This window comes from Pelistega indica, from assembly GCF_000506865.1.
In the GTDB taxonomy this organism is placed as follows: domain Bacteria; phylum Pseudomonadota; class Gammaproteobacteria; order Burkholderiales; family Burkholderiaceae_B; genus Taylorella; species Taylorella indica.
The window spans coordinates 1-13,136 of sequence record NZ_AYSV01000120.1; the positions used below are offsets into that span (position 1 = coordinate 1).

At 38.7% G+C, this 13,136-nt stretch carries 13 protein-coding genes; all 13 read right to left on the minus strand.

Translation table 11 applies throughout. The annotated features are described in order from the left end of the window. Nucleotides 1-47 precede the first annotated feature (47 nt). The 13 genes from V757_RS25860 to V757_RS27700 all read right to left on the minus strand — a co-directional run bounded on the left by V757_RS25860 (nt 48) and on the right by V757_RS27700 (nt 12,996). Complete coding sequence (locus V757_RS25860; RefSeq protein WP_023952843.1) at nt 48-2,390, minus strand: type VI secretion system Vgr family protein; 2,343 nt, start codon at nt 2,388-2,390, stop codon at nt 48-50. A 22-nt stretch (nt 2,391-2,412) separates the two neighbouring features. Further along, nucleotides 2,413-3,111, minus strand: a complete 699-nt coding sequence (locus tag V757_RS25865) for a DUF3540 domain-containing protein (RefSeq protein ID WP_023952845.1) — start codon at nt 3,109-3,111, stop codon at nt 2,413-2,415. A 7-nt stretch (nt 3,112-3,118) separates the two neighbouring features. After that, a complete protein-coding gene (locus V757_RS29700; RefSeq protein ID WP_023952847.1) occupies nt 3,119-3,775 on the minus strand; it encodes a type VI secretion system baseplate subunit TssF in 657 nt (218 codons plus the stop codon). Then, nucleotides 3,750-4,988, minus strand: coding sequence for a type VI secretion system baseplate subunit TssF (tssF, locus tag V757_RS25875; RefSeq protein WP_031274847.1), 1,239 nt, complete (start codon nt 4,986-4,988; stop codon nt 3,750-3,752). The genes V757_RS29700 and tssF (V757_RS25875) overlap by 26 nt, the downstream gene beginning before the upstream one ends. 123 nt (nt 4,989-5,111) lie before the next feature. Next, entirely contained in the window at nt 5,112-6,998 is a 1,887-nt protein-coding gene (gene tssF / locus V757_RS25880) for a type VI secretion system baseplate subunit TssF (protein WP_023952851.1), read from the minus strand. Nucleotides 6,999-7,000: 2 nt separating this feature from the next. After that, nucleotides 7,001-7,543, minus strand: coding sequence for a type VI secretion system baseplate subunit TssE (gene tssE, locus V757_RS25885; RefSeq protein ID WP_023952854.1), 543 nt, complete (start codon nt 7,541-7,543; stop codon nt 7,001-7,003). 14 nt (nt 7,544-7,557) lie between these two features. Beyond that, on the minus strand, nt 7,558-8,370 hold the full coding sequence (locus tag V757_RS25890; RefSeq protein ID WP_023952856.1) for a type VI secretion system accessory protein TagJ: 813 nt from the start codon (nt 8,368-8,370) through the stop codon (nt 7,558-7,560). A 97-nt stretch (nt 8,371-8,467) separates the two neighbouring features. Beyond that, nucleotides 8,468-8,953: an Hcp family type VI secretion system effector gene (locus V757_RS25895; RefSeq protein WP_023952858.1), complete on the minus strand. Its 486-nt coding sequence runs from the start codon at nt 8,951-8,953 to the stop codon at nt 8,468-8,470. A gap of 58 nt (nt 8,954-9,011) precedes the next feature. Then, the gene (tssC, locus tag V757_RS25900) at nt 9,012-10,499 is read right to left on the minus strand and encodes a type VI secretion system contractile sheath large subunit (protein WP_173391513.1); all 1,488 of its coding nucleotides are present in this window, start codon (nt 10,497-10,499) and stop codon (nt 9,012-9,014) included. Between the two features lie 21 nt (nt 10,500-10,520). Continuing rightward, entirely contained in the window at nt 10,521-11,072 is a 552-nt protein-coding gene (tssB, locus tag V757_RS25905) for a type VI secretion system contractile sheath small subunit (protein ID WP_023952862.1), read from the minus strand. A 42-nt stretch (nt 11,073-11,114) separates the two neighbouring features. Continuing rightward, nucleotides 11,115-11,555 carry a type VI secretion system protein TssA gene (locus tag V757_RS29450; RefSeq protein WP_245587050.1) on the minus strand — a complete coding sequence of 147 codons (441 nt, stop codon included), beginning with the start codon at nt 11,553-11,555 and terminating at the stop codon, nt 11,115-11,117. Then, complete coding sequence (locus V757_RS29455) at nt 11,542-12,159, minus strand: type VI secretion system protein TssA (RefSeq protein ID WP_245587051.1); 618 nt, start codon at nt 12,157-12,159, stop codon at nt 11,542-11,544. Before V757_RS29455 ends, V757_RS29450 begins: the two co-directional genes overlap by 14 nt. A gap of 114 nt (nt 12,160-12,273) precedes the next feature. Continuing rightward, nucleotides 12,274-12,996, minus strand: coding sequence for a peptidase associated/transthyretin-like domain-containing protein (locus tag V757_RS27700; protein ID WP_052019431.1), 723 nt, complete (start codon nt 12,994-12,996; stop codon nt 12,274-12,276). Nucleotides 12,997-13,136 lie beyond the last annotated feature (140 nt).

The following is a 13,136-nucleotide window of genomic DNA, read 5'->3' on the forward strand; positions in this document are numbered from 1 at the left end:
AAATCCATTCAGATTTGATTTGTCGCAAACATAAATGTCACCTCTCTTTATGCATTCTTAATGGTTATAGCTGTAAATTCAGCAGGACTTGCATAGGCTTTATCACTTTTTCCAACGCCTTTTAGTGCTACACCTACCGCTTCATACTTTATCAACTGAGTATCCAAGGTATTTAGACCTGCCACCACTTTGATTGCTGACAGCTCTCTTGCTGAAAGATACATACCTTCATTAGCCCCATATAAATTAATTGATGCGGTATAAGAAGTAGACACATTCTGTATATCAGCTGATTTTATAAGGGTCAAATTGATTTTATTGTTATAGTCTTCTTTAACCTGTTGAGTATTCTCATCAATGCTTGCAGGCGTGGAAACACTAATACTTGATCCTGCTGTTACTTGAGTATCTGTCTTACTTACGGCAGTAGCATCCCCCGCCGTAGTGGTAACTGTCATCGTACCCGTTTCAATTGTCTGAGGACCACCTTGTACAGTAGTACTCTGAGCACTATTTATCGTGACTGTTTCACTGCCACTCACTTTACGTGTAAAGGGTCCTGTAGCGGTACGTGTATATTCCGTTTCTACTGTTCTATCTCGACCCGCTCCATAGGTATAATCAGCCAAACCACCACTCACACTTTGTACATATCCTCTAGACATAAGGATATTTGCATTACCGGACAAAGTATGTGTTCTAGGACCGGTAACTGTTTCACTAGACGTTCCTTTAATCGTTCTAACTTGGTTAGCCTGATTAGTTTCTGTAGAGCTATCTTTGAAAATATTATCGTCATATCCACCAACAGATAAGTCAGTAGTGCCTCCATGCTCCCCGGTTTGTGTCCCTGATACAGCAAGGTCTTCATTATTTTTAACCTTAGTATTCATATCTTTTTGGGCTTGGAAACCTAACATTTCTTCATTAGGCTTATCCTGCAACCGCATAAAATTCGCGGTGGATGCATCACCAAATTTTGTGCGGGTAACAGTCCCCATTTGCGTAGCATCATCTGGGAAATTCCATGTTGGCATATTATCTGCGTTATATACCCGTCCGACTACGATGGGTCTATCGATAAACCCACCCACAAAGCCAACGATAACTTCATCATTGATACGCGGAATTTGTACACCACCAAAACCACCGCCTGCCCAAGGACTAGAGACACGCAACCAGCAAGAACTATTTTCATTTCTCTGACCTTCCCTATCCCAGTGGAATTGCACTTTGATTCGCCCATACTTATCCGTAAAGATTTCTTCTCCTCGCGTTCCTACCACTCTGGCCGTCATAGGCCCATAGGCTTTAGGCACTGGCGTAATTTTAGGATGTCGATATGGTACATCTGTGGGGATAGCCTGACATGTCATTTCAATATGAAAGTCACGCTCATCTGCTTGTGTTGATCTAGCTGACTGAGATAAATAAATGTGTGTCCCAATAATCCATAATTTATCAGGCGTATTCTCTCGGTTTTTTAAGCTAAACGTTTTGCCTGTGGCAAGCATGGCATAATTTGCTTGCACTTGAATCACATGCCCTTGCCACGCATAGCTTTCTGCCATTACTTGAACATACTTATCACCGTCACTACGCTCGAAATATCCCCCTAATGGATCATAAATTTCTAACTGCTTATTAGCTGGTTGTGTAATCGTATAATCTACATCCAGAGCTTGTGCTGATTTCTCAAAAAAGTAGTCAGCCATGGTATGTTTATTACTGAAAAACTGCTGACTTTCTTGCCAATTTTGTACAATAATTCCCTGTGGAGGTAACGACTGATCTACACTGTAATAAGGTAAGACCGACTCTCCATCAATAGGTTTATAGGCAGTAGATGAGTCTGCTAAATTGAGAATATGTTTTCCGTCTTTATGTTCAAACCAATAAAAAATACCCTCTTGCTCCATGAGTCGCGCTATAAACTGAAAATCAGTTTCATCATATTGAACACAATATGGCCAACTTCGATAGCTTTCTGATAATTGCCACTTCAACTCGAATGGATACTCAGCAACAACTTTTTTAATCATATCCGGCACAGATTGCTCTTGAAAAATACGACTATTACTTTTTTGAGAGGTATACCATAACCAAGGAGCTAACTTAACCGCATAGATATGCTCACGTTCGGTATCTGAAGAGGGCGAAACATATTCAGCACGAATAACGATGCCATTAATATAACGGGTAGCATTTTCCTGTTTTATTGTTACCGTCATAGTCGTCCCTAATAGACGCTCTAAATCTACATCTTCCTGAGGCGCAATCAATTCAATATCATAATCAAATAGTGTAGATACAGTTTCATTGCCCCTTAACTGTTTCAATGCAAAATACTGCGCACCCAAAACGGTTTGTACTTCAATATGTCTTGTCATCGCTTACCCCTACACAATATCTCTATCCCATATGGATTTGGTCACTATCCACTTTCACCAAATCTTTTGCTGTTACCATCGTATATTTAGCATGTATTCTGGCGCTATTTTCCGCCTGATAATCGAGTGTCCCTACGCGTACTTGCTCCGTCTGCTCTGTAATACGGAAAGCACGTTTACTCATATGTGAAAGTCTATCGACAATTGCCTCATAGACCTTACCTACTAATTGCACCAAACCAATAGTCGCTTTCATTTCCTTACCCACAAACTGCGTCTGTTCAACAACGCAGTGAGCTTCTTGTGCCTTAAGTGTTATTTGTGCTGACTCCATGCTGAGTAATTGCTCACTTTTAAACGTAAGCGAAGATGCTGACACTAGCACATTACCCGCGATGGCTATTTCTTGTTGGGCTGTATTGGCTTGTTCCAAAACGGCAATAACATAAGCCTGATTGATATCAGCTCCGCTAACTAACACTACATCATTCACTGCAGGCATTAGCAAACAACTTGCCGCTTTTTTTATACTGATAACAGCACCATCCAAACAGACTTCTATCGCCTGAGTTTCCTTATGAATACCCACAACTTTTGCTGCTGTGTGTATGGGGACTAATACATGCGCTCTTTCAGACTGTCCATGATGCAATAATCTTGCTAGTTCATTCTCAGCGGCTACAAATGACTGATTTACACTCTCTCTTTCTTCTCTACTCATCCCACCCTCATATAATTGGACGTCTGCCTTGTAAGACGCTTCCTTTATTAATAACACCTCTCTGGATGCTACACAGCTCTACTTGGTACGCCATTTGTTGTGATACAAACGAGCCAATAAACTGTTCTAAAACGCAACCAAACAAATATGGACTTACACCAGCAAAAAATAACTCATCCATCTCAATACGAATAACAACAACTCTAGCAATAAATATTTCACCAAGAATCGGCGAGCGATCATGAGTCGCATACATAGTCACATTCGTAATCGCCGAAATCTGTTTGGATAACAACGGGTCAGCAATGTATGTATAGATATGCAAGATATCTTTCAGTGCATCTGCGGCGTTTTTCTCATCACCTTGCTGCCAAAAATCCAAATACTGTAAATTTAAATGATTAATCAATGCCCAAGCATTACTCAATTCAGCCAATGGTGGGCGAGGTTTTGTCATCTGTCCGAGCAACTGAATAGTATCTACAGGCACATATTTATCCAGCTTAAAATCTATTTTTCTCTCTTTATTCAATTCCAAAGGAAGCCATCCATTAGTACACAAGGTATAAACATTGATATGGCTAATCTGATGTTTTTCCTGTAACGCCTCTAATTGATGAATAGTTAATTCTGTCCGACTATAATCTTGTTTTTTTTTCGACACCAAACGTATAAGTATTACGTTGCGTGGTATATCCTTCCCGATTCCCTTGACGATAAGTCGCTAAGTTAGGAATATCTATTCGAGTTTTATACTTATCCTCTGAAACCCCTTCTACTTTAGTCACACTAAAGATTTCCATATGGTTCGGTCGTGAGGTGTCTGCCACTAATGGATAGTGCGGCGTTAATTGTTCAAGAAAAATATTCTTAATATCTTGTCGAAAGAGATTCACGATTGGGGTACAAAACAGTAAGAAATTATTTTTATCTAATGCCCCCTCCAGCTCTACAAATTTTTTATCTAAGAAAAAAGTAATTTTAATGGTTGATAATCCCGATTTTTCTTGTCGTTCTTTAGGGATTTTGAGTGCTTTCCGCAATCCTTTTAATTGAATAAATCTGAATTTTTCAGGTAATAAAAAATATTCGTATGCAAGACGATGCCCAATGTGCATCGTATCCGACAAGGGAAATAGAGATACATCCTTACTTATACCACCTTGCTCAATATAGTCTTTACCAAGTAAATTACTCCAGCAACTAGGACCTTCAGCATCCTGATAAAGTATAGATACGGTATGCCCCAAAATCGCTTCTAAAATAAGACTTGCTAAATCCGTGTCACCATTGATATAAACATCCAAATTTTCTAATTTAGATAACTCATTCAATCTAACGCTTCCCGTTAAATTTAGCTGAACCGTGATAGCTTGTTTAATTTTTTTATTTTTTAATACAGGATATTTAGCAAATATTACATTCAGGTTATCAGAAACCGTCTTTGCTGATGTTACTTCGAGTGGCCATAATTTAACCGCTTGACTGGTCGTAAAGAGCACTTCTTCATCGTGCGGAAGTCGAGCACGCAAGCTAAGCCCTCTAGGAATATCTACACCTTCGTTAAGATTACCCTTTTTATTATTAATCTGAAATTGTACTAAACCCATTGAAGGCGCAACGGCTATATATTCAGGACATAACTTTTCTAAATAATGATGAGTAAACTGCGGAAACTCAGCATCCATCTTCATGTGAATGGGTGCTGTCAGAAAGCTTAGCCCTTGGAGTAGTCGCTCAACATATGGATCACTATTATCAGAAAAGCCCATGGACAAACGATTGGCAACTTTAGGGTAATTCTCAGCAAACTCCCTAGCCATCTCGTGCATGTAAACCAATTCCTGATGATAGTATTCAATAAATTTATTACTCATACAACCATTAATACTCTATCCAAAACAAACTCTTACGCTTTAACAACGCTCAATAGTAACAAGAGTGCACGCAATCTTTATGACAAGTAGACGTTAATTTGTATCTTTAAGATACAAATCACCCTAGACTGAAGGACGACCTCCACGTTGAGGTTTCCAACAAGCAATCATGCCAGACTGTAAGCTATTGAGCTGTAATTCCGTCATCATATTGATAGAGACATGCCTAGCAAAGAACTGATTAAGCACCGCCCCAAAAAGGTATGGACTAATACCAGCAAATTCATTTTCATCGACTTCTACACTAATTTTTACACCTCGACCAAACACGATAGGCCCAGGAATAGGCATACGTTGATATGTTGGGGATATCGCTATATGTTTAATACTCTGAATTTGTTTTGCTAATAATGGATCACCTAATTCAGCATAAATACTGAGAATATCTCTAATAGCCTGAGCACCCTCATCCGGACTACTATCTAATAAACTTAAATAGTTTAGACTCAAATGACTAATCAAGCGCCATGCCGTATCTCCTTTAGCTAAAGCAGCTCGAGGACGTGTTGGTAATTTGATAAAAGCAATATCCGTAATAGGAATAGAATTGTTATAGCGGAAATCTACTTTAGCACCCGTATTAAAAATTAAAGGCACGTCACGATTTGTGCACATAGCTTTAATCTCTAAACTCACAATATCTTGACTAAATGGAGGAGCATTTTTATCCACAAGAGCGATAAATACTTCACTACCTAAATAACTAGATCTTCCCCCATCACGACTCGCTATATCAGATATTTTTCGAGGCTCACGGCGAATAGAATAATAAGCAGCCGCATTTTTATCTTCAACACCTAAAGAGTCAAACATAGGCGTAAACTCTTGGCTAGTATTCTTATCCAACATCGCTCCTTTCACAGAAAGTAAGCGATACACCTCATAATCTAGTGGTTTCGTTCGGTCAATCACTACATGATACTCATGTAAATGTGAATCTACTGTAATTCGATTGGCATTGATAGGAAACAAATTAATGACTGGTACACAATGCAATTGCAAATTTTCCTCAGTAATATTTCCCTCTAATTCATGACAAATCTTATCTAATAAAAAAATTAATTCAAAGGTTTTGCTCTCTAGTGCATCGGCATGCTTTTTAAAAACATCCTTTAATCCGTGAAGACTAAAAAACATAAATTTAGCAGGACAAGCAAAATACTCTTGCAGAATCCTATAACCATGGAATACCCTTGCATCAGCAGGTAATAAAGCTTCATCAAGACTGAACCCATCATGCGTAATATGTTGTGAATCTAGATAATCAAACCATGGTGACACTGAATCTGTCTGACGACAAATCACCCCAGCACTATGGGCAAGAATCATTTCTAACAGCTTATGGGTATAAACACTTTCACCATTTAGAAAAAACTGAATACTATCTAGGTTTTCTAAATCTTTAAGTGTTGCGCCACCCACTATTTTAAATTGCACTTTTAGTACACCACGTACCGTTTTATTATTAGTTAATGTCTTTATCGTATTAACAGGTAAGTCACCCAGTGTATTTACATATTGTGCGGAGGTAATAGTAATAGGATGAATGTTAATAGCATTACCCGTCACAAATCGACATTCTGTATTTTGAATACGTGCACGTAACAGTGTATTTTTTTCAATACAAGCACCATCACTTGCCCCTTTGGTTTTATTATTTGGCTCAAACCGAACCACGCCCATAGAAGGGGTAGGCGCTGTAAACCCAGGATACAACACTTCCAATAAATTCTGTGTAAATTGGGGAAACTCAGCATCCATTTTCATATGGATACGAGCTGTCAGGAAACTAAACCCCTCCATCAGTCTTTCGACATAAGGATCAGCCACTTCCAAGCCTTGCATTCCCAAACGTCCAGCAATTTTTGGGTATTGATTTGCAAACTCTTTACCCATCTCATGCATATAGGCTAATTCTTTATTGTAATAGTCTAAAAAGTCGTCCTGCATGCTTAGTTACCATCCTCTTTCATCTCAATATGACCAGACTCTAAATCAATTTCTGTTTTTACATAAAACTCTACTGGATATGGGTTACACCAAAGCATGCCTTTAATAATCAAAAACAGCACATTGTAATGTTCCAAGTCATGGGTTTCCTGAACACATGTCACTTCTAAATCATCAGGTAACAATCGAGGCTCAAAATTCAAAATAGCTTGTAATACTTTCTCCTCAATTTCGTGAGGATCAATCTCAGACATACGTTGACCAGCCATAGGGGTTATCCCAAAATTAATACTGGACTGTTTCACATATTCCAAGCCATCTAACTCTTTAATAGATTCTAAGTTCACTGTATTTAACAGCCACGCTAAATCTCTCAACACAGCTCTTTTAAGTTGATCGGCATTCATTATGTTGCTATCAAGGGCTTCTGTCTTTTTTTCAGGGGCGTTATCCGTTAAACGATCCAATAACACTGGCAATAACTTGTCCTCATTAGCCTGCCCGCCCTTGGATATTTGCCTAAATGCTTTATTTCTTGTATACATAAACCTATCAATGCTTAAGCATCACTTGGATGATTAAACACCATTTCTTTTATATCTAATAAGGCAACATCACCTTCATCAGTAATCAGCATTTTCTGCCCAATACCCTGATAATGATCTTCCGATAAAAGTACCCACTCTGTTCTATGACTTAGATTAGCTTGATCGTCTTGTTCGGTATAAGACACTAACGGTACGTAACGAACAGGTATAAGTCCTACTAAGGTTCGACCGTCTAATAAAAATAACTCTACTTGTGCCCAGACTAAATCACTTAAACCCTGAGCCTGAATAAAACGAATTTTCTCGATCAATGTAAAAGGAATCCAACCATAACGACCATTATTGATAAACTCACAAATCGGACCTAAACGGCTATCCCCATCACATATCCATTCAAATGTTTTATTTTCATCTGAAAACAAGGTTAAACTGCCTGCAACTTCTGGAGCCATCTCTAACGCCTGTTGGCGTAGCATAGCAGCCTTTTCTTTGTCTTGTTCTTCTAATGCCGCCATAAGCAATGCCATCCACTCTTCTGCCTCACCAAAAATGGCTGGTCTTTCCTTACCCTGCAACACTTGCTCACGTTGACTCTCTGCATTAAGAGCGCCAACATATACCAACGCAAGTGGTTGAGCTTGAGTATTCATTTCAGCACTTAATTTAATTTGTTCTACCGCCTTAGCCCAATTTCCCTGTAATGAAAATAGCTGAAATAAATACGCACGCAAATCGGCATCTTGAGGTTTTTTGCGAACTTTATCTTTTACCTCATCAAGTACTTCTTGAATAGATTTTGTCTTAAATATTTGTACATTGATCATTAAAATACCCTCAAAAAAGAGAAAAGCTAACCTAACTAATATGCTTTAGATTAGGTTAGCTCCATTTCAAACTAGCTACTTAGAGCTTTAGACTCAATTAAGCAACTGCTTTGTTTTGCTTAATGTCATAAGCAACAACAGATTCAGCACCTTTGCCACCTTTATCAGATTGCTCCCAGTACTGTTGTTTGATTTTCGCAGCTTGGAATGCATAGCTAACCATCATTGCATCACCATCTTTATCACCAGTGTATTGAACAGATGTTACTAATACATCTTCTAAAGTGATACGAGAGTATTCGATTTGTTCGCCACCAGCTTTGCAAACTGATACTTCGATTTTGCTTAGGTGTTTACCAGTTGCACAATGTTTCATTACTGCTGGAGCAGCACGATCAATACGAGCAACAATGTGTAAATCGTTGAAACTGGCTTTACCAGTACCACCGCCACCACCAGTAGCCATAGAGCCAGGTTGTGTAGCACCCCAAGCAAAAGATTCAATATCAGTCCAGTCTTTATGGTTAGAATCTTTAGATTCGCCATTAGCACCTTCGATTTTCATGTACATATCAACTGCCATAATTTTTCCCCAAAAAAAAGTTAAATTAATACACTTTTACAAGTACGAAAATAATAAATTACCCTTCATTTTGTTTAAGAGAAGGTAATTTTGATACTAACCGTAAGGAAACGGTTAATCCTTCCAACTGATAATGAGGACGCAAGAAGAATTTTGCCGCATAGTAACCAGGATTATCTTCAATCTCTGTTACTTGAACCTCAGCTGCCGCTAAAGGTTTGCGTGCTTTTGTTTCTTGCGATGAGTTAATTGGGTCCCCATCAACATAGTTCATAATCCAATTATTTAGCCAACGTTCCATATCATCACGTTCACTAAATGAGCCTACTTTATCTCGCACAATACATTTCAAGTAATGGGCAAAACGACAGCAAGCAAATAAATAAGGTAATCGAGCCGCTAAGCGAGCATTAGCCGTTGCATCTGGATCATCAAATTCTGCGGGTTTTTGTAAAGATTGAGCACCAATAAAGGCAGCAAAATCAGAGTTTTTACGATGAACCAATGGCATAAAACCATTTTTAGCTAACTCAGCCTCACGTCTATCACTAATCGCAATTTCCGTTGGACACTTCATGTCCACACCACCGTCATCAGTTGGGAAGGTGTGGCAAGGTAAGTTATCTACTGCTCCACCAGACTCAACCCCACGAATAGAGGTGCACCAGCCATACTCTTTGAATGAGCGATTAATATTGGTTGCCATTGCATAAGCAGAATTTGCCCATGTATAGTGGTCATGTGATGCACTATCCGTATCCTCTTCAAAATCAAACTCATCTACAGGGTTTGTATGAGCACCATACGGTAAGCGTGCTAAGAATCTTGGCATTGTCAAGCCTAAGTAACGAGAATCATCAGATTCTCTCAAGCTTCTCCATGCCGCATATTCCGTATTACTAAAGATTTTTGTTAAATCACGTGGATTAGAAAGCTCTTGCCAACTATCCATTTGCATTACAGATGGTGATGCACCAGAGATAAATGGACAATGTGCTGCCGCACCAATACGAGCCATTTCACCTAATAATTCCACATCTGGAGGACTATGATCAAAATGATAATCACCCACAATACAACCAATTGGCTCTCCACCAAATTGACCATACTCTTCTTCATAAATACGTTTAAAGATGGGGCTTTGATCCCAAGCAACCCCTTTATGGCGTTTTAAGGTACGACCTAGTTCTTTTTTACTGATGCACATAAAACGTATTTTTAGTTGCTCATCCGTTTCTGTGTTATTTACTAGATAGTGCAAACCTCTCCAAGCACCTTCTAATTGTTGAAAATCAGCATGATGTAGAATTTGATTAATTTGATCCGATAATTTACGATCAATTTCCGCAATAATATTTTGAATAGTCGTATAAGAATCAGAGCTCATTGTCACTGCGTTTTCTAATGCTTGCGCTGCCAATGTTTTTACTGCACTCTCAACTGCTTCACGAGCCTGATCTGTTTTAGGTTTAAACTCTTTTTTCAATAAAGACGATAAACCATCGGCTTCAAGTTTGTTACTACTTAACTCTTGTTGAGCATTCATTTTAGTCATAACACATTATCCTTATTCTTCAGTATCTTGCTGCACATCTTTTACTTCTTCAGTCGGTTTAGGTGTAGCAGCTAGTGTTTTTAACAGGGCTGGATTTTCTAATAGCTGGTTAATTAAATTTTCTGCGCCTGTCTTACCATCCATATACGTCAATAAGTTAGCTAACTCAGTTCTTGCCTCTAATAATTTAGCTAAAGGCTCTACTTTTTTAGCAATATGTGCTGGATTAAAATCATCCATACTTTCAAATGTCATATCAATGCTTAATACACCTTCACCAGAGAGTGTATTGGGAACTTGAAATGCCACGCGAGGCTGTACGGCTTTCATTCTTTCATCAAAGTTATCTACATCGATATCTAAGAATTTTCTTTCACCGACATCAGCTTGCTCTTGCAATGACTTACCTGTTAAATCTGCCATCACAGCCATTACAAATGGTAATTGAACAGTACGCTCAGCACCATAAATCTCCACATCGTATTCAATCTGAACACGTGGCGCACGATTTCTAGCAATAAATTTTTGCCCACTAGTTTTTTTCTTGCGACTTAGATTTGACATTTTTTCTCCGTAGTTTTAATTTATGACTGTTCTATATAACCCTTAATCTTCTTCCTTTGGAAGCCACATATCAAATTGCTCATGGCTATTTGGCGTTAGATTTTTTAGCATTTCATAGAAATTCAAAGGAATAGTCTGCTGAACCCTTTTAATTAAAAACGGAGCTGGATGACTAGGCTCAAAAACCTCAAAATATGCACTCGCCTTCTCTAAAGCTAACATAGCATCCGCTCTGGTCTTAATTTGCACCTCACGCCAAGAAGTCACTTTTATACTCTCAGTAGCAGGAGCAGACTCTGCATCAGTAACAACATCAACCGTATTACCACTCTCTACCTGATTATCAGTAGACTCCTCATCCTCACTTGACTCTACATTCTCCAACAAACCAACCAAGGACTTGAATAACTCACTCACCCCTTTGAAATCAGGAGCCCATTCAAAACCTAATTTCTCAGCAACCAACTCTTTAATCTGTCTCAAGAGCAGAGTTAACCTCTTCAATAGCTAAAACCAAAGGATCACTAGATTGCTTTCCTTGATAAAGCATTTGCCCCAAACGAACTTTACCCCCAGGAAAATCATCCGCTCTATTTCCTTCAATAATTTGTTCGGCATCTCTTAACGTTAATTTTTCGTATGATTCTGTCAAAATTAACGACTGCTTTAAACTCGGCACAATACTTTGCAAATCCACTAATGCCAGAATGGTATTCATTCTTGGCATAGGGTCTTCATACCCATCATCCTCTACGACTAGTGGATAAACAGCATCCCAAAATTCATTGAGTGCATGCCTAACAATTGTTAGCCCTTGTGCATATCCAATTATGCCTCTTTGCGCTGTCCATGCCCATGTCAAAATTGCAAGAATGCGTAAATCACAAGTTCTCGCGCATAAACTAATCGCCAAGTTTTCAACCTTCGACCAATCAGGGGCTTGAGCCTCAATAATTGTATTTCCAAATTGTTGCTCTGGTCTTAGCTGCGCCAATTGGTTTAAGCTTAAAAAATCTGCGTCATACTCAAGATTAGAGCCACAATCGGTATTACTAAATTGAGCAAATAATTCTTCAAATGTCATCATATTTAAAGCACTTTTTCAACTTGTATATATCGCTTTCCTACAAGTTATTAAAAACGTTAACAATATACAAAACTGTTATTACAGAAATGTTTCTCTTTACAATTTTTAACTATTTTAAAATTTATGAATCACTGTCGTAGTCTCTCCAGCCTTCACGGTAATGTTATATCTAACAGGCAAATCATTACCATTGTTAATCACAATACTATAGTTACCCTCTTTCAACGTAATACTATTTAACGGTGGGCTTGCTCCACGTGTTTTACCATTCACAGAAATATTGCCCCATGGATGAATCTTAAAGACTACAGTGCCTTCTTTGGCCGCTATAGCTTGAGACTTTTTATGTTTTTGTTCAGTTAATGTCCGCTCTTTGTTATTAGTCAACTCTTGTTTCTGACTCTCAAGATTTTTTTGTTTCATCTCTTTATCAGCAACCAAAGCAGCAGAACTAGTTAACTTGTCTACGGATGTTTTTGCATTATTCGCTCGTAAGGCCTCTTGCTCCGCCTTTTCTTGCTCCGCCTTTTCTTGCTCCGCTTGTTCTCTTGCAAGACGCTTTTTAACTTCTTCTGCTTTGATTTTGTCTGCTTTTATTTGAGCCTCAAGTTTCTCTTCCGCCTTTTGTTTTGCTGCTTCTTCATCGGCTAAGCGTTTTTCTTCTTCAGCCTTTTGTTTAGCCGCTTGCTCATCCGCTAAACGTTTTTCTTCTTCCGCCTTTTGTTTGGCTGCTTGCTCATCCGCCAAACGTTTTTCTTCTTCAGCCTTTTGTTTGGCCGCTTGCTCATCCGCTAAACGTTTTTCTTTCCTCAGCCTTTTGTTTGGCTGCTTGCTCATCCGCTAAACGTTTTTCTTCTTCCGCTTTTTGTTTCGCCACTTGCTCATCGGCTAAGCGTTTTTTCTTCTTCCGCCTTTTGTTTGGCCGCTTGCTCATCGGCTAAGCTYGTTTTTCTTCTCATGCCTTTTGTTGGGCAGCT